Genomic DNA, 16,889 nt, shown 5'->3' on the forward strand with positions numbered 1-16,889 from the left:
AGTCGCAGAGCGGCGATTCTGACTATCCCCGCAAGCCAAACAATCCCGCAAAAACATATAACAAAGGCGCTCCGTCGCGGAACGCCTTATCCATGATTCGACAAGGGCTGATTGCGAAATTTATCTCAACCCGCCTTATCCGTCTGGAAGTGTCAGCCTGCGCTATTGCGGGTCATGGTCAAAGTGGTCCATTCGCCGATTTCCTCGCGCGTATGCACGGCAAAGCCCGCTGCCTGATAGGCCGCAACCACCTCATCCGCCTGCTCATTCAGGATACCGGACAGGATCGCGTGGCCCTGTGGCGCGATATTGGCACCCATGTCCGGTGCCAGATCCACAAGCGGGGCTTTCAGAATATTGGCGAACACCAGATCATAGGGCGCTTTTGCTGCCAGATCCGGATGGCCAAAACCGGCCGCCTCCAGACAGATCAGCTTGTCTTCCAGACCATTGGCAACTGCATTGGCCTTCGCCACATCCACGGCAACTTCGTCAATGTCGCTGGCGAGCACCTTGTTGGGCCAGATGCGCGCCGCGCCCATGGCCAGCACAGCTGTGCCGCAGCCGATGTCAGCAACGTTCTCGCCGACAAAGCCTTCGTTGGCGAGGCGGTCCAGCGCCTTCAGACACCCAAGGGTGGTGCCGTGGTGACCGGTGCCAAAGGCCATCGCCGCCTCGATCAACAGAGGCTCCGCACCTTCGGGCACTTTGTCCGCATCATGGCTGCCGTAGACAAAGAAGCGACCGGCCTCCACAGGGGCCAGCTCGCGCTTCACATGGGCCACCCAGTCGGTTTCCGGAAGCTCAGAAACCACAAAGGGCTTTGCCTCAAAAGCAGCTGCGAGAACCGCAAGGCCTGCCTCATCAGGCGCCTCGGTGAAATAGCCGCCCACTTCCCAGAGACCAGAGCCGTCTTCGATCTCAAAGACGCCCACACCGGTGGGTTCCGGCACCAGACGCTCCATGGCTTCGCCAAGCGCCTCAGCTTGGGATTTCCCGACGAGCGTGGTCAGCGCGGTGAATGTGGCCATAACAGATCTCCAGAAACTTTGTGCCGGGCCTAGGGTCTTGGCCCAGCTTCGTCAAGCCTGACGGGGGCAAACTACTCTGCAGCGGCGGCCAAAGGGCGTGTCAGGCGGGTTTCATTGCCCTTCTCAGGGTAGCGCGGGATCAGGCAGGCCAAGCCAAGCGACACCGCCGCCATAGACGCCGCCAGCACAAACACCGCGCCGGGGGATGCTAACCAGAGCAAGCCCAGCAGCACCGGCAGGAACACCGCCGCAATATGATTGATGGTAAAGGCCACAGCAGCGGTCGGCGCCATATCTTCAGGGTCGGCAATCTTCTGAAAATAGGTCTTCAGCGCCAGCGCGAGGGAGAACAGCAAATGGTCCACCACATAGAGCGTGGCCGCCAGCACAAGCCCCCAACCAAAGAAGTAGATGCCACCATAGGCGAGGAACACGATCACCAGACCGGCGTATTCAAAGATCAGCGTGCGTCGCTCCCCGAACCGGGCCACAGCCGCGCCGATCATCGGGGCAAAGATCATATTGGCCACAAGGTTGATGAGGTAGAGAGCCGTGATTTCATGCACGTCAAAGCCAAAACGCTCGACCATCATGAAACCTGCAAAAACCACAAAAATCTGACGGCGTGCACCGGCCATGAACTGCATCGCGTAGTAGAGCCAGTAGCGCTTTTTGAGCACCATCTTGCGCGCCTGTGGCGTGCGGCCTTCAAACTGCGGGAAAGCAAAAATACAGTAGAGCGCGATCAGCGCGGTCACACCGCCACCAGCGAGATAAACAAGCTCATAGCTCAGATCAAACCGCTTCCAGCTCAGCACAATCAGCCCATAGGCAAGCAGCGTTGCGCCAGAGCCTGCAGCCACCAGCCAGCCCAGCACCTTGGGCGCACGCTTTTTGTCGAGCCACTGAAGCTGCAAAGACTGGTTCACGGTTTCATAATAGTGAAACCCGATAGAGCTCAGCAGCGTGATCATCAAAATGCCGCCCATGCTCGGGAAATAGGCGGTCAACGCTGTCGCTACGCCCAAGAGCAGTAGGGAGATCATGCCCAACACCTGCTCGCGAATAAAAAGCAGCAGGAAGATCACCCCAATCGCCAGAAAGCCCGGAATTTCCCGCACAGTGTGCAAGAGGCCAATGTCGGAGCCGTCAAAATCTGCCACCTCAACCACAAAGTTGTTGAGCAGCGCGCTCCATGTATTGAACGCGATGGGCATGGCCAGCGCCATCAGGAACAAAAGCGCAATCGGGCGACGCCACCATGGCAAAGCCTGTGCGTCATCAATGGCAATTTTTTCGAACATGCCTAGCGCATACGGGGAAATACCCAAAAAGGCGAGAGCGAAAGGATGCACAGGGTGGGCTGCGTATTTGCACGCAAGACAGATGCGAGGCTCTGCCTCGCGCTCCGGGATATTGGCAGCAAGAGGAAACCCTGCGCTCAGTAAAAGCTCTGCGGGTCAATATCGACGGCGAGACGCAGATCACCCTTGAGGCGGAACTGGCCAATCCAACGCGCCAGGGCGGCTTGAAGCGGCGCGGATTTGTCGGCTTTCACCAAAAGCCGCACCCGGTGCCGTCCACGCACCCGCGCAATCGGTGCCGGGGCCGGACCGTAGACTTCAGCGCCAATCGCGCGCAGAGCGTCCGAATTGCGCGCCAGCGCATTGCCCAGATCAAACACCTGCCCCACATCGCTGCCTGAGAGGATGATCCCCGCCATACGGCCAAAAGGCGGCACCACAGCGTGACGCCGCTCATCCGCCTCAGCCCGCCAGAAGCCGTTTTCATCGCCGGTCAGGATCGCGCGGATCACCGGATGTTCCGGCTGGAAGGTCTGCAACAGCGCAAGCCCCGCGCGTTCAGAGCGCCCTGCCCGCCCGGCAACCTGTCGCATGAGCTGAAAGGTCCGCTCTGCTGCGCGCAGGTCAGAGCCTTGCAGGCCAAGATCCGCGTCGATGACGCCCACCAGCGTCAGCAACGGAAAATTGTGGCCTTTCGCCACCAACTGCGTGCCGATGATGATATCTGCGCCACCGTTGGCGATGGTCTCAATGCTCTCCTTCAGCGCGCGCGCCGAGCCAAAGAGATCCGAACTCAGCACCGCTTGGCGCGCCTCCGGCCAAAGCGCCTGCGCCTCTTCGGCCAGCCGCTCCACCCCCGGCCCGACCGGAGCCAGCTTGCCTTCGACCTCACAGCTCGGGCAGGCCTCCGGCATCGGCTTTGTCTCACCGCACTGATGGCACAGCAAACGCTTGAGAAAGCGGTGTTCCACCATCCGCGCGTCACAATGATCACAGCCGATCTGATGCCCGCAGGCCCGGCAAATCGTCACCGGCGCATAGCCACGCCGGTTGATGAACAACAGCGCTTGTTCGCCTTTAGCAATGCGCGCGTCCACCGCCTGTTTCAACGCAGGCGAAATCCAGCGGCTGGCCGGCAGCTCCTGCGTGCGCATATCAATCGCCCGCATCTCCGGCAAAACCGACGCGCCATAGCGGCTGGTCAGCTCAAGCCGTTTGTATTTGCCCGCTTCCGCATTGGCCCAGGTTTCCAGCGAAGGGGTGGCAGACGCCAGCACCACTTGCGCGTCACACATCGCAGCCCGCAGCACCGCCATATCGCGTGCATTGTAAAGCACGCCGTCTTCTTGCTTATAGGAGGTGTCATGCTCTTCATCGACAATGATCAATCCAAGATCACGGTACGGCAAAAACAGCGCAGAGCGCGCGCCGACCACAAGCTGCGCGCCGCCCTCTCCCACCATTTTCCACGCCCGCCGACGCTCGGTCATGGTCACACCGGAGTGCCACTCTGCGGGCCGAGCGCCAAACCGCGCCTCAACGCGCGTCAGGAACTCTGCGGTCAGCGCGATCTCCGGCAAGAGCACAAGCGCCTGCCGCCCTTTGCGTAGGCATTCCGCGACGGCCTCAAGGTAAACTTCTGTTTTGCCGGAGCCTGTGACCCCGCGCAGCAAAGTGGTGCCATAGACGCCTAACTGAATACCCGCGCGCAATTCCGCCGCCCCGGCTTCCTGATCCGCCGTCAGCTCTTTGCCACCGTAGTCCGGATCAAGCCGCAAATATGGTGTGTCCCGAGGCGCGGCTTCTTCCAGCACCACGCCCTGTTTCACCAGCCCCTTGATGACGGAATTTGTGACCCCCGCCATCTCGCCAAGCTCGCCCAGCGTGAAGGCGAGCCCGCCGTAGTCTTCCAATGTCGCCAAAACCCGCCGCCGCGCATCGGTCTGCCGGTCGGGCTCCCCTGTGCCACGGCGATAGACTTTGCGCATCGAGGGCGGATCGCTGAGGCCCGGCGCACGGGTTGCCAGGCGCAACATCGCGTGCAGCGGCGTCAGAGTGTAATCCGCTGCCCGCTGCAGGAAATTGCGCATATCGGCCCGCATGGGCGCCACATCCAGCGCCTTATTGGCCGCTCGGATTTTGGAGATGTCATAATCGCCCTTGCCCGGTCCCCAGACCACACCAAGCACCTTGCGCGGCCCCAGCGGCACCTCGACAAAACTGCCCGCAAAAACGCCTCCCTCCGGCGCTTTGTAATCCAAAACCCGGTCCAGCGGTTGCGTGGTCAGAACCGCAATCAAAGCCCCTTCGGGATAAAACTCTGCGTCGCTCAACAGACCCTCTTGCCAGCTTTGCCCACCAAATGCCGTTATCGCTAACGATAATTGCGCCCAAATGGCGCATTACAGCTTTCGGCGCGGCCTTCTATCGGGTAAAGCCATCACAGCCGCAGCGCAATCCCGCAGTTGCACCAATCATCCATGCACTTGTCAAACCCAGCAAAGGACCTGACATGAAATTCTTTGTAGACACTGCCGAAATCGACGCCATTGCCGAGCTCAACGCCCTTGGCATGGTGGATGGTGTCACCACCAACCCCTCCCTGATCAAAAAGTCCGGCCGCGACATTCTCGAAGTGACCAAAGAGATCTGTGATCTGGTCGAAGGCCCGGTTTCCGCCGAAGTCACCGCGACCGACGCTGACGAAATGATCGCTGAAGGCCGCAAGCTGGTTGAGATCGCTGAAAACATCGCCGTGAAAGTGCCGCTGACCTGGGACGGTCTGAAAGCCTGTAAAACCCTGACCGATGCGGGCCACAAGGTGAACGTTACCCTGTGTTTCTCCGCCAATCAGGCGCTGCTGGCCGCCAAAGCGGGCGCAAGCTTCATCTCGCCTTTCATCGGCCGTCTGGACGACATCAACCTTGATGGCATGGACCTGATCGCCGACATCCGCCAGATCTATGACAACTACGGCTTTGAAACCGAAATCCTCGCCGCCTCCGTGCGCACCGTGAACCACGCCACCCAATGTGCGCTGGTTGGTGCCGACGTGATGACCGCCCCTCCCGGCGTGATCAAATCCATGATCAACCATCCGCTGACCGACAAAGGTCTTGATGCTTTCCTCGCGGACATCAAAGCGGCGGACATCAAGATCCTCTGATCCAGGATCAGCAATAAAAATCCTCAAGGCCCGGCATCGCGCGCGGGCCTTTTTTTATGCCTCGCCTTCAAAGGGCAAGTGATTGCCCCGCCCTTCGCGCCCATGCTAGGGATTGAGCCAATCAGAGGCCTGAGCAGACCCACCATGAGCACTGCACTTGAAAAATTCCAACGTCTGGAAGCCACAGCCCTGTGGCGCGAGACACCTGACGCACAACGCAGGGATGTGATTGTGTCGCTGGGAGATGCGACGTTGGTGATCAAAGACAGCAATGATCGGGCGCTGACCCATTGGTCTCTTCCCGCCGTGCGCAGGCTCAACCCCGGCGAACGGCCTGCCGTGTTTTATCCGGACGGCGACCCAAGCGAGACCTTGGAAATCGGTGCAGATCACCCCGAGGTGGTCGAAGCCATCGAGAAGCTGCGCAAAGCGGTCGCCAACCCGGGCCAGGCCACAGGCAGGCTGCGCAAGTTCATTCTCGGCGGATCGGTGGCCGCAATTGCCGCCTTGGGCGTGTTCTGGCTGCCAAATGCGTTGGTCAACCACGCGCTGCGGGTTGTGCCCAATGTGACCCGCCAGACAATTGGTCAGGAGATGCAGACCCATGCACTGCGGCTGACCGGCAAAGCCTGCACCGGCCCGCAGGCATTGCCTGCGCTTGATGCCTTTCAAAAACGCCTGCAAGTGCGCGCCATCACGGTGGTGCCAAGCGCCCTGCGGGACGCGGTCGCCCTGCCTGGCAACATCGTGCTTTTGGGGCGCGACACGGTGGAAGATTTTGAAGAGCCGGATGTGGCTGCAGGCTATGTGATTGCCGCGCAAGCCGCGGTCGCAGACCCGCTTCGCGGCCTTCTGGAGAGCGGCGGCATTCGCGCCAGCCTCCGGCTACTCACCACTGGCACATTGCCAGACACGCTGCTCAGCAGCCACATTGAAGAGCTGATCAGCGCTCCGCCAATGGCGGCACCGGATGACACTCTGATTGCTGCCTTTGAGGAAAAGCGCGTGCGGCTCAAACCCTATGCTTTGGCCCAGGATCCGTCCGGGGAAAGCACGCTGGCACTGATTGAAGCGGCTCCGTTCACAGACAATCTGCCAGAGCCGGTGCTGATTGACCGCTATTGGGTGGCGCTTCAGGAGATTTGCGACAGCTGACCGCCGCAAATCTCAAAAACTGTCAACTTACTTACGCAGGAACGCGCTGCCAAACCCGGCGCTTTTGGCTTTGGCCAGCGCAGAGGCCGCCTCTGCCTGTGTGGCAAAAGGCCCTGCGAGCACAATGCGTTGGGTTGCGCCATTGCGCTCATACCGCCCGATCCGCACAGGCACGCCCAGCCTGCGCACGTCCCGCGCCAAAGCTTGCGCCTGCGCCGCATCAGTGGCCTGCGCCACCTGCACATAAGGTGTGCCCGCAAGACGCAGAGACTTCTGCGGGGCTTCCGACCTGGTGGACACCGTATTGGTTTGAACCCGCTCACCGGTTTTCACTCTGGTGGTGGTCTGCTCGGACGTATCAGAGTCCAGCTTCACCTGGATCAAGCGGCGCGGCACTGTTTCAGTCCAGATCAGGTTGGTCTGTGCGTGCCCGGCAAAGGTCATCACCGCGCGCTCGGTGTCCAGGCGGCCATCTTCAAAGGCGCGGCGATAGCCTTCCGGCACATAGGAAGACACCGCGTTGGTCAGGCGCGCCTCATAGACATGCTTGGGCACAATCCGCACGTCCGGCGCCGCTTCGCCAACGCGCACCACAGTGCCCACAGGTGGACGCGGCAGCGCGCTGCTTTGCCCCAGATTGATTTGCGGCGGGGTCGCAATCGGGCCGCCAACGCCGGGCGTCACAGGCGATTGCGCCTGCGGACCACAGCGCACGGTGGACCCTTTGTATTGGGTCACGCCTTCGCGACATGGCGAGATAATACCGGAGGCCCGAGGGGCCTGCCCAGTGGTGCGACGCTCCGCTTGTGCCGGTACGGTTGTTGAAACCACTGTTTTTGCGGGCGCAGGTGACGGCGCCGCAGCTGCTGCAGTGGTTTTTGCCGGTGCAGCTTTTACCGTGCTGGGGGCAGCCTTTGCGGTCGATTTGGTGGGCGCAGGCTGCGCTTTGGGCTGGATCACAACCGGCGCGGCTTTTGGTGCCGGAGTCGCAACTGTCGCCGCTGGTGCTTTTGGCGTCGTCGTGGGTGCCGCCTGTGGCGTGGGCCGCGCATTGCCAAACAGCGAAGGCCGCTCTGTCGGTGGCGCGGCTGGCTCGATCTGAACCACGTCGCCATCAAGCTGCGGCGCTGCATTGGTCGGGCGGGTCGCGGCGTCGAAGGTCGGCTTAAACCCGCAGATCACTTTGCGGTCGCGGGTCACACGGGGCACCCATGTGGTCACCCCGTCCACACCTGAACGGATGTAAACACAGCCGCGGCTGTCCACGAACTGCTTGCCCTGGAAATTCGCCGGCGGAAACTCCGCCGGTGTTTGCCTGTCACTGATCGATTGCGCATGGGCTGCGCCGAATCCAGAAGCGGTTGCGATTGCAGCAATCGCAAGAAATTTGCCTAATGTCATTTTGCCCCCACAAGATGTAGGGGTACATTAGCCAAAATCTTTACAGTGAGTAAACCACTGAAAAGCCCAAATTCGGCCTATCTTGTGCCAAACATGCGGTCGCCCGCATCGCCAAGACCCGGCAGGATGTAGCCTTTTTCGTTCAGACGCTCATCCAGCGCTGCTGTCACGATTGGAACGTCAGGATGCGCTTCTTTCATACGTTGGACACCCTCAGGGGCCGCCAGCAGGCAAAGGAACAGGATATTGGTCGCGCCTTCTTTCTTCAGAAGATCAATCGCTGCCGCAGAGCTGTTCCCGGTTGCCAACATCGGGTCCACAGCAATCACCAAACGCTCGCCAAGCTCGCTAGGCGCTTTGAAATAGTACTGCACCGGCTCCAGCGTTTCTTCGTCGCGGTAAAGACCAACAAAGCCAACACGTGCAGAAGGCACCAGTTCCAGCATGCCGTCCAGCAGGCCGTTGCCCGCACGCAAGATCGACACCAGCGCCAATTTGCGCCCATCCAGTGTCGGCGCATCCATCTCGACCATAGGCGTCTTGATGCGTTTGGTTGTCATCGGCAACTCGCGTGTCACCTCATAGGCCAACAGCTGACTGATCTCGCGCAGCAAGCGACGGAACTCGCCCGTTGAGGTTGCCTCATCCCGCATGATCGTGAGCTTGTGCTGCACAAGTGGGTGGTTCACTACGGTCAAATGATCCATCAGGTTTTCTCCAGTCTCTTGGCCACAATTGCCTTCGTATCTGCGTCACAGAACGCGGCGTCAAGCGCGGTTTTGGTGATCTCGGCAAAATCTGCCTCACCCCAGCCAAAGGCCTTTTCGAGCATCTCGTATTCGCGCCGCATGGTGGTGTGAAAGAACGGCGGATCATCCGTGCTTACAGTGACCCTCACACCCGCGTCCCGCAATTTCTGGATCGGGTGAGAGGCAAAGTCGGGATAGACCCCCAGCACCACATTGGATCCGGGGCACACTTCAAGCGTCACCTGACGCGCCACCAGTTCCTTGACCAGATCAGGATCTTCGATCGAGCGCACGCCATGGCCGATACGTTCCACATTCAGGTCGTTGATCGCATTCCAAACACTTTCCGGCCCGCCAAACTCGCCCGCATGGGTGGTGAGCTTCAAACCAGCCTCACGCGCCTGATCATAGGCATAGGCAAAATCGCCTTGCGTGAATTGCCCTTCATCACCGCCCATACCAAAGCCAACAATGAAATCGCCCGCCGTTTCCGCCGCACAGAGCGAGGAGGCACGAGATTTCTCTGGTCCGAAGTGGCGCACCGCCGTGACAACACCGCGCAATGTGATGCCATGCTTGGCTTCCGCCGCGCTCGCCGCTTCTTCAATGGCGTGCAGATATTCACGCCACGCGCCCACATCGCCGCCTCCGCAGAAATCGGGGCTGATGAAGCTCTCGGTGTAGACCACACCATTCGCTGCGCTTTCCTCAAGCCAGGCAGATGTCAGCCGCGCAAACTCTTCCGGGCCGGTCAGAACACTGGTCGCCGCCTCATAGACGCTGAGGAAATGCACAAAGTTCTCAAACGCATAACCACCGTCTTCTGTGAAGACTTTGCTCAGGTCCATCTTCTTTTCATGCGCCAGCTGCTTGATGAAAGCGGGCGGAGCCGCGCCTTCATGGTGAATGTGCAGCTCGATCTTTTTCAGGTCTGCCACTGTCATAGGAAACTCCTTCCACGCGGCGGTGTCACGCCAAGATGGGACGCCGCAGTCGCGGCCACATCCACAAAATCAATCAATCCAGCCTCACCGGAGCCAACACCGGCACAGAGCACCGGAACGCGCTCCCGGGTGTGGTCTGTGCCCGGCCAACTCGGGTCATTGCCGTGATCGGCCGTCAGGATCAGCAAATCATCCTCTCGCATCTTCGCGATGAAGGCACCAATCTCGCGGTCAAACCACTCCAAAGCGCGTGCATATCCCGCCACGTCGCGGCGATGCCCGTAAAGGCTGTCAAATTCCACAAAATTCGCAAATATCAAGCTGCCGTCCGGCGCGGTCTCGGCCAGCCCATGCAAATCCTGCATCAGCTTCGCGTCACTGCCTTTGGTGCAGCTGTCAATTCCTGCCATCGTGAAGATGTCGCCAATCTTGCCAACACCCAGCACCGCACCGCCCGCGTCCTGTACCCAGTTGGTCAGGATCGGCGCTGGCGGCGCAATCGCAAAGTCGCGCCGGTTGGTGGTCCGGGTGAAACCCTCTTCCGCATTGCCGACAAACGGACGCGCAATCACGCGGCCGATTTTCATCTCATGCAGGATCGGCGCGAGATCGCGGCACAGATCAATCAAACGCTCCAGCCCGAAGTGCTCTTCATGCGCTGCGATCTGAAACACGCTGTCCGCAGAGGTGTAACAAATCGGCGCGCCGGATTTCACGTGCGCGGCCCCAAGTTCGCTGATGATGACCGTGCCAGAGGCGTGGCAATTGCCCAAGATCGCGTCCGTTCCTGCCAACTCGCAGACCTTTGCGACCAGCTCATCCGGGAAGCATGGCGCGCCTTTGGGGAAATACCCCCAATCCCACGGCACAGGCAGTCCGGCGAGCTCCCAATGGCCCGATGGCGTGTCTTTGCCGGGGCTCTGCTCGCTGGCTGCGCCCCAGAAGCCAGTTGGCTTTGCATCCAATCCGGGCGTTTCATCTCCGGACGCCAACCGCACCGCCGCGCCCAAGCCAAGCGCATCAAGATGTGGCACAGTCAGTGGGCCGGACCGCCCCTCCTCCGCCAGCCCCTTGGCGCAGGCCTGCGCGATATGCGCAACCGTGTTCGCACCCGTGTCCGGCAGATCATCGTTGAAGAACCGCGCAGCATCCACTGCCCCGCCGCAGCCAACGGAATCCATCACCACCAGAAACACACGTGCCATCGCCCTACCGGCTCCTCTCATGAATAAGCGGGGGTATATCGGGCATTCCCTCGCCAATGACAATGGCCTTTCGCACCGCCGCCTCAGCCACTGCCGCCGCATCCTCACGCGCCGCATGCAAACGCAGCAGGGGCTGCCCCGCCTGCACTGTTTCGCCAAGCCGCACCACGTCTGACAGGCCAACCGCAGGGTCAATCACGTCGCTTTCCACCTGGCGGCCGCCGCCTAGACCAACAACCGCCAGCCCAAGCGCCTCACCATCAATGGCTTGCACAACGCCAGCTTGCGGTGCCGCAATTTCGCGAATGATCGGCGCTTCCGGCAGGAACCTCTGCCACTCTTCTGTGAAGCGCATCGGGCCACCCATCGCGGCGACCATGCGCCCGAAGATCTCTGCGGCCTTACCGCTGGACAGCGCGTCAAGCATTCGCGCGACACCCTCTTCTGCATCCGCCGCCAACCCGGCGTTGGCCAAGAGCACGCCGCCAAGTGACACAGACAGCTCTGCAAGCGGCCCGCCATTTTGTCCGCAGAGCACCTTCATGCATTCTGCAACCTCAAGCGCATTGCCCAGTGACGCCGCCAAGGGCTGGTTCATGTCGGAAATCACCGCACTTGTGGGACAGCCCGCAAGGTTCGCCGTGCTGACAAGCGAGTCCGCCAGGGCCTGCGCATCCTCAACGGACTTCATAAACGCGCCAGAGCCGACTTTCACGTCAAGCACCAAGCCCTCAAGCCCCGCCGCAAGTTTCTTGGACAGAATGGAGGCGGTGATCAGATCGAGGCTTTCAACAGTCGCGGTCACATCGCGGATGGCATAGAGGCGCTTGTCAGCCGGGGCGATCTCCGCCGTGGCGCTGACAATGGCGCAGCCCACATCGGCCACCACCTCTTTGAAGCGTTCTTCCGTCAGGTTCGTGGACAGCCCCGGAATGGCCTCCATTTTGTCGAGCGTGCCACCCGTATGCCCCAGGCCGCGCCCGGAAATCATGGGCACATAAGCCCCGCAGGCCGCCAAAGCCGGGGCAAGCACCAGCGAAACGCAATCGCCAACGCCACCGGTGGAGTGTTTGTCCAACACCGGGCCGGGCAAATCCCACGCCATACGGTCGCCACTGTCGCGCATCGCAAGTGTCAGCGCGACGCGGCCCTCCTCTGAAAGTCCGCGCAAGCAAACGCCCATGGCAAAGGCCCCGGCCTGAGCATCAGACACAGTGCCATCCGCGAGGCCCTTGGCAAACCACGCCAATTCCTCTCGGCTTGGCGTCTCTCCGCGGCGCAGATGCGCGATAATCGCCCGCGCGTCCATTTAGTCGCGGTCCTTGTGATCAGCGCCCATATGATCTGTGCCAAAGGCACCGGGCAGCAGCTCTGCCATGGTCATGGAAACCCGCACGCCCTCCAGATTGGCCAAAGTGACCTTGGTGTCCTTGCCGCCAAACTCCGCCAGCTTCTGACGACATCCGCCACAGGGGCTCACTGGCTGTTTGCTGTCGGCCACCACAAAAACCTCGGTCAGACGGGTCTCCCCTGCCGCCACCATGGCCGCGATGGCTCCGGCCTCCGCGCATGTGCCCTCAGGATAGGCAATGTTCTCCACATTGCAGCCTGCGTATTTCACGCCGCCTTCAGACAGGATCGCCGCCCCAACCTTGAAGTTGGAATAAGGCGCATAGGCGTTTTCACGCACCTCAAATGCAAGGGTTTCAAGGCTTTTGTCTTGGCTCATGTCTCGATCACTTTCGTCTTAAACGCACCTGACAAGGTCACTTCCAACAGTTCGATGTCGTCGCTTGGCTCGGCGTAGCGGGTTTTCATGCCCGGCGGGATAACAAAGGCATCACCGGCTTCAAGCGGGAATGGCGCGCGCTCTTCCCCTTCCAAAAGCATCGTGCCCTTCATCACAAAGGTAAAGTGGATATCCGCGTCATGGCGGCTCCACTGTGGTGTGCCCGCGCCCCGGCGCACAACTTGCACACCCGCAACATCTTTGGTGTTGGCCGCAATGGTGGTGTCGCGGCATTCAAATCCGGGCAAGCGGAACGGCTCCCACGCCGCACCTTCTGCCAGATTGTGCACAAAACGCTGGCCATCCCATTCACGCTCAGGCTGCTCATGGGGTGTCGGCAGCTCCATCTCATGATCAATCTCAGTGACATGATCGGCTGGCACGCCAATCTCGATCACCTGCAGATCATCACTCGCCTCACAAACCCGATGGCGGATTTCAGGCGGCTGAATAAAGCAATCGCCCGCATTCAGGCGGCGCATACCCCCCTGATCTTCGTAAAGCACGTCGACCCACCCGTTGACGCAGAAGATCAGCTGAAATCCAACCTTATGATAATGCACCATATCCGGCACCGGCCCGCCGTCAGGAATGCGAATGTGGCTCGCGATCATCGCACCGCCCAGCCGATCAGGGACCAGATCCCGATAGTGCATTCCGGCCCGCCCGATCACCCAGGGCGCCTGATCCGCAAGCCGCCGCACAACAAAAGAATGCTGCACCTTGGGCAAAACCAGCGGCGGGTTCAGCTCTTCGATCTCGATTTTTGTGCCATTGGGCGCGGTCAGATGACGCTGTCCGTCAGCAAACCCGTCCGGATCATCGGTTAAAATCCGCAGCGTGCCCGGCGCTTCTTCAGCCCCCTTCTCAATCCGCAGCCGCAGTCCATGGCCGGAAAACACCGCAATCGTCGGGTCATCCGCGGGATAGATCATGTCCATCCGCATTTTCAGCACTTTGGTGTAAAACGGGATATCGTCGCGCAATTCCTGCGTTGGCAGGCGAAATTCGGCTTTGATCTCCAAGGTGTCACTCTCCGCTCATTTGATTGCGCGAGATTGAGACCAAATGGTCAAAAATACAAGCTTGTGCCGTTGCGTCAGATTTGTGCATTTTAACTGGGAGAAAATTGGTTTAAGGCTGAACTAATTTCTTTTTGACCGCACCCAAAGTGCCAAACAGAGGTCTCCGATGTCTGAAAACCGCAACCAATCCCTGCGCGAGGCGGCGCTGGCCTATCACGCCAACCCAAAACCCGGCAAACTGGAGATCCGCGCGACCAAACCGCTCGCCAACGGGCGCGACCTGTCGCGCGCCTATTCCCCCGGCGTGGCCGAGGCCTGCCTTGAGATCAAAGATGATCCGGCAAATGCCGCGCTCTACACTGCGCGCCAAAACCTTGTGGCGGTGGTCTCCAACGGCTCCGCCGTGCTTGGCCTTGGCAACATTGGCGCGCTGGCTTCAAAGCCGGTGATGGAGGGCAAGGCTGTTCTCTTTAAGCAATTTGCCAACATCGACTGCTTTGACATCGAGCTGGACGAAGCAGACCCGGAAAAACTGGCGGACATCGTCTGCGCCATGGGGCCAACGTTTGGTGCGATCAACCTTGAAGACATCAAAGCCCCTGATTGCTTTATCGTGGAAAAAATCTGCCGCGAGCGGATGAACATCCCGGTGTTTCACGACGACCAACACGGCACCGCCATCGTGGTCGGCGCCGCAGCCACCAACGCATTGCGCGTGGCGGGCAAAAAGTTTGAAGACATCAAAATTGTCTCCACCGGTGGCGGCGCGGCGGGCATTGCCTGCCTCAACATGCTGGTGAAGCTTGGCGTCAAACGCGAGAACATCTGGCTCTGCGACATCCACGGGCTCGTCTATGAAGGCCGCGAAGAGGATATGAATCCGCAAAAAGCCGAGTTTGCCCAAAACTCCGAGCTGCGCACGCTCGAAGAGGTGATCGACGGCGCGGATATGTTCCTCGGCCTGTCCGGGCCGGGCGTCCTCAAACCTGAGCTGGTCGAAAAGATGACCAGCCAGCCGATCATCTTTGCTCTGGCAAACCCAACTCCAGAAATCATGCCGGATCTGGCACGCAAAGTGGCACCGGATGCGATCATCGCAACCGGCCGCTCCGATTTCCCAAATCAGGTCAACAACGTCCTGTGCTTCCCGTTCATCTTCCGCGGCGCGCTTGATGTGGGCGCAACAGAGATCAACGATGAAATGTGCGTCGCCTGCGTGAACGGAATTGCCGAGCTGGCCCGCGCGACCACGTCAGCTGAGGCCGCGGCAGCCTACAAAGGCGAACAGCTGACCTTTGGCGCAGAGTATCTGATCCCCAAACCGTTTGACCCGCGCCTTGTCGGCGTGGTGTCCGCCGCCGTGGCCCAAGCGGCCATGGACAGCGGCGTCGCGACCCGCCCGATTGAAAACATCGACGCCTATGTCCACAAGCTCAATCAATCGGTCTTCAAATCCGCCCTGCTGATGCGTCCGGTGTTTGAGACCGCCCAGAAAGCCTCCCGTCGCATCGTTTTTGCCGAAGGCGAAGATGAGCGCGTGCTGCGCGGCGCGCAGGCAATTCTGGAAGAGACCACCGAAACCCCCATCCTGATTGGCCGTCCCGAGGTGATCGAAGCCCGCTGTGAACGCGCGGGCCTATCAATCCGCCCCGGCCGTGATTTCCAGATCGTGAACCCGGAAAACGATCCCCGGTATTATGACTACTGGAACAGCTATCATGAGCTGATGGAGCGCGAGGGGGTCACACCTGATCTGGCCAAGGCCATCATGCGCACCAACACCACGGCAATCGGCGCGATTATGGTGCACCGCGAGGAGGCCGACAGCCTGATCTGCGGCACCTTTGGTGAATACCGCTGGCACCTCAACTATGTTGAACAGGTGCTGGGCAAAGGCACACTCTCTCCGCATGGCGCGCTGTCCTTGATGATTTTGGAAGATGGTCCGCTCTTCATCGCCGATACGCAGGTGCATGAGCTGCCAAGCCCTGAGGACATCGCCCGCATCGCGGAAGGCGCCGCGCGTCACGTGCGCCGGTTTGGTCTGGAGCCAAAAATCGCCCTGTGCTCGCAAAGCCAGTTTGGCAACCACCGTCAGGGCTCCGGCAAGCGTCTGCGCGAAGCCATCGCAATCTTGGACAGCAAGCCGCGCGATTTTGCCTATGAAGGGGAAATGAACGTGGACACCGCGCTTGACCCAGAGCTGCGCAGCCGCATTTTCCCGCGCACGCGCCTTGAAGGGGCCGCCAACGTGCTGGTCTTTGCCCACGCCGATGCGGCGTCAGGGGTGCGTAACATCCTGAAAATGCGCGCTGATGCCTTGGAAGTTGGGCCGATCCTGATGGGCATGGGCAACCGCGCCCATATTGTCAGCCCATCCATCACGCCACGCGGCCTGCTGAACATGGCCGCTATTGCTGGCTCTCCGGTCACCCACTACGGCTAACGTCTGAAGCACTTAGCGGCGGGCGCCCAAAGCCCGCCGTACCGCTCAACTGTCTGAGCGGTTCACCCGCGCAAGGATGCGCAAATCAATGGTTGGCCCCACCAGATCGGGATAGCCATCCGCGCCGAACTCCCGCCGATCCAGACTGCCCGTCAGCAAAATCGACAGCTTGTCCAGATCGCCAGCATCAGTCCCGCGCTGACGGAACAGCTGCGCCGCCAGCGTCACTGGGCGCGACACGCCCCGCACTGTCAGATCCCCCAGCACCTTGGCCCCGTGAATCGTGCCCGAAATTTCACGCGCAACAAAACGGATGGTGGGGTGGTTGCTGGCATCAAGCACCTGCGCGCCCTTAAGCGCCTCTGTGGCAAAGAGGAACCCTGCCTTTGCCCGCTTGGGGCTCAGGGTCACATCAATCTTGCTGCGGGAGACATTGCCCAGATCCAACTGCAGATCTGCTGCCTCAACCGGCATCTGACCTTCTGTGCCGTCCTGATTGAAGTAATAGGTGAAGCCAACAACGCTGGCCGATTTATCAAGCTCATATTGCACGGGCGCCGCCTGCGCGGGTTGCGCAACAGCCCCACCAAGCAGTGTCACAGCCGCCAAAACGCGCAAGCCACTCCAAAGACCATGACGTCTTCCTTTCACGCTAACCAATGTCCCAATCATGA

Annotated in this window: 14 protein-coding genes; 3 read left to right on the top strand and 11 right to left on the bottom strand. The window is 60.3% G+C overall.

The annotated features are described in order from the left end of the window. Positions 1-152 precede the first annotated feature (152 nt). The 3 genes from ACO07T_RS00335 to ACO07T_RS00345 all read right to left on the bottom strand — a co-directional run bounded on the left by ACO07T_RS00335 (position 153) and on the right by ACO07T_RS00345 (position 4,668). Complete coding sequence (locus ACO07T_RS00335) at positions 153-1,031, bottom strand: 50S ribosomal protein L11 methyltransferase (RefSeq protein WP_422047761.1); 879 nt, start codon at positions 1,029-1,031, stop codon at positions 153-155. Positions 1,032-1,102: 71 nt separating this feature from the next. Further along, positions 1,103-2,335, bottom strand: a complete 1,233-nt coding sequence (locus ACO07T_RS00340; protein ID WP_422047763.1) for an MFS transporter — start codon at positions 2,333-2,335, stop codon at positions 1,103-1,105. 137 nt (positions 2,336-2,472) lie between these two features. Then, on the bottom strand, positions 2,473-4,668 hold the full coding sequence (locus ACO07T_RS00345) for a primosomal protein N' (protein WP_422047765.1): 2,196 nt from the start codon (positions 4,666-4,668) through the stop codon (positions 2,473-2,475). A gap of 179 nt (positions 4,669-4,847) precedes the next feature. Between ACO07T_RS00345 and fsa the strand changes: the two genes are divergently transcribed. Beyond that, positions 4,848-5,501 carry a fructose-6-phosphate aldolase gene (fsa, locus tag ACO07T_RS00350; RefSeq protein WP_209061765.1) on the top strand — a complete coding sequence of 218 codons (654 nt, stop codon included), beginning with the start codon at positions 4,848-4,850 and terminating at the stop codon, positions 5,499-5,501. 144 nt (positions 5,502-5,645) lie between these two features. Further along, a complete protein-coding gene (locus tag ACO07T_RS00355) occupies positions 5,646-6,656 on the top strand; it encodes a hypothetical protein (RefSeq protein WP_422047767.1) in 1,011 nt (336 codons plus the stop codon). 27 nt (positions 6,657-6,683) lie between these two features. Here ACO07T_RS00355 and ACO07T_RS00360 read toward each other — a convergent pair whose 3' ends face one another. From ACO07T_RS00360 to ACO07T_RS00390, 7 genes are all read right to left on the bottom strand, one after another. After that, positions 6,684-8,057: an SPOR domain-containing protein gene (locus ACO07T_RS00360; protein WP_422047769.1), complete on the bottom strand. Its 1,374-nt coding sequence runs from the start codon at positions 8,055-8,057 to the stop codon at positions 6,684-6,686. A 77-nt stretch (positions 8,058-8,134) separates the two neighbouring features. Next, positions 8,135-8,767 carry a uracil phosphoribosyltransferase gene (gene upp / locus ACO07T_RS00365; protein WP_422048582.1) on the bottom strand — a complete coding sequence of 211 codons (633 nt, stop codon included), beginning with the start codon at positions 8,765-8,767 and terminating at the stop codon, positions 8,135-8,137. Further along, positions 8,764-9,750 carry an adenosine deaminase gene (locus tag ACO07T_RS00370; RefSeq protein ID WP_422047771.1) on the bottom strand — a complete coding sequence of 329 codons (987 nt, stop codon included), beginning with the start codon at positions 9,748-9,750 and terminating at the stop codon, positions 8,764-8,766. Before ACO07T_RS00370 ends, upp begins: the two co-directional genes overlap by 4 nt. Beyond that, positions 9,747-10,955, bottom strand: a complete 1,209-nt coding sequence (locus ACO07T_RS00375; RefSeq protein WP_422047773.1) for a phosphopentomutase — start codon at positions 10,953-10,955, stop codon at positions 9,747-9,749. Before ACO07T_RS00375 ends, ACO07T_RS00370 begins: the two co-directional genes overlap by 4 nt. 4 nt (positions 10,956-10,959) lie before the next feature. After that, positions 10,960-12,264, bottom strand: coding sequence for a thymidine phosphorylase (locus ACO07T_RS00380; RefSeq protein WP_422047775.1), 1,305 nt, complete (start codon positions 12,262-12,264; stop codon positions 10,960-10,962). Next, on the bottom strand, positions 12,265-12,684 hold the full coding sequence (locus ACO07T_RS00385; RefSeq protein WP_422047777.1) for a cytidine deaminase: 420 nt from the start codon (positions 12,682-12,684) through the stop codon (positions 12,265-12,267). It abuts the gene before it with no gap. Next, positions 12,681-13,769 (bottom strand): cupin domain-containing protein, encoded by a 1,089-nt coding sequence (locus tag ACO07T_RS00390; RefSeq protein ID WP_422047779.1) that lies wholly within the window; start codon positions 13,767-13,769, stop codon positions 12,681-12,683. The genes ACO07T_RS00385 and ACO07T_RS00390 overlap by 4 nt, the downstream gene beginning before the upstream one ends. Positions 13,770-13,935: 166 nt before the next feature. On the opposite strand from ACO07T_RS00390, the gene ACO07T_RS00395 reads away from it, so the two are divergent. Next, positions 13,936-16,215 carry an NADP-dependent malic enzyme gene (locus ACO07T_RS00395; protein ID WP_422047781.1) on the top strand — a complete coding sequence of 760 codons (2,280 nt, stop codon included), beginning with the start codon at positions 13,936-13,938 and terminating at the stop codon, positions 16,213-16,215. Positions 16,216-16,260: 45 nt separating this feature from the next. On the opposite strand, the gene ACO07T_RS00400 is transcribed toward ACO07T_RS00395, so the two are convergent. Then, on the bottom strand, positions 16,261-16,887 hold the full coding sequence (locus ACO07T_RS00400) for a YceI family protein (protein WP_422047782.1): 627 nt from the start codon (positions 16,885-16,887) through the stop codon (positions 16,261-16,263). Positions 16,888-16,889: the final 2 nt, after the last annotated feature.

Source organism: Shimia sp. (assembly GCF_965227725.1).
Lineage (GTDB): Bacteria > Pseudomonadota > Alphaproteobacteria > Rhodobacterales > Rhodobacteraceae > Shimia.

Bases quoted from the DNA above. Each gene is read 5' to 3' on its own strand.
- ACO07T_RS00355 (WP_422047767.1), top strand. From the start codon at position 5,646: ATGAGCACTGCACTTGAAAAATTCCAACGTCTGGAAGCCACAGCCCTG.
- ACO07T_RS00395 (WP_422047781.1), top strand. From the start codon at position 13,936: ATGTCTGAAAACCGCAACCAATCCCTGCGCGAGGCGGCGCTGGCCTAT.
- ACO07T_RS00375 (WP_422047773.1), bottom strand. From the start codon at position 10,955: ATGGCACGTGTGTTTCTGGTGGTGATGGATTCCGTTGGCTGCGGCGGG.
- ACO07T_RS00335 (WP_422047761.1), bottom strand. From the start codon at position 1,031: ATGGCCACATTCACCGCGCTGACCACGCTCGTCGGGAAATCCCAAGCT.
- fsa (WP_209061765.1), top strand. From the start codon at position 4,848: ATGAAATTCTTTGTAGACACTGCCGAAATCGACGCCATTGCCGAGCTC.
- ACO07T_RS00360 (WP_422047769.1), bottom strand. From the start codon at position 8,057: ATGACATTAGGCAAATTTCTTGCGATTGCTGCAATCGCAACCGCTTCT.
- ACO07T_RS00340 (WP_422047763.1), bottom strand. From the start codon at position 2,335: ATGTTCGAAAAAATTGCCATTGATGACGCACAGGCTTTGCCATGGTGG.
- ACO07T_RS00380 (WP_422047775.1), bottom strand. From the start codon at position 12,264: ATGGACGCGCGGGCGATTATCGCGCATCTGCGCCGCGGAGAGACGCCA.
- ACO07T_RS00385 (WP_422047777.1), bottom strand. From the start codon at position 12,684: ATGAGCCAAGACAAAAGCCTTGAAACCCTTGCATTTGAGGTGCGTGAA.
- ACO07T_RS00400 (WP_422047782.1), bottom strand. From the start codon at position 16,887: ATGATTGGGACATTGGTTAGCGTGAAAGGAAGACGTCATGGTCTTTGG.
- ACO07T_RS00370 (WP_422047771.1), bottom strand. From the start codon at position 9,750: ATGACAGTGGCAGACCTGAAAAAGATCGAGCTGCACATTCACCATGAA.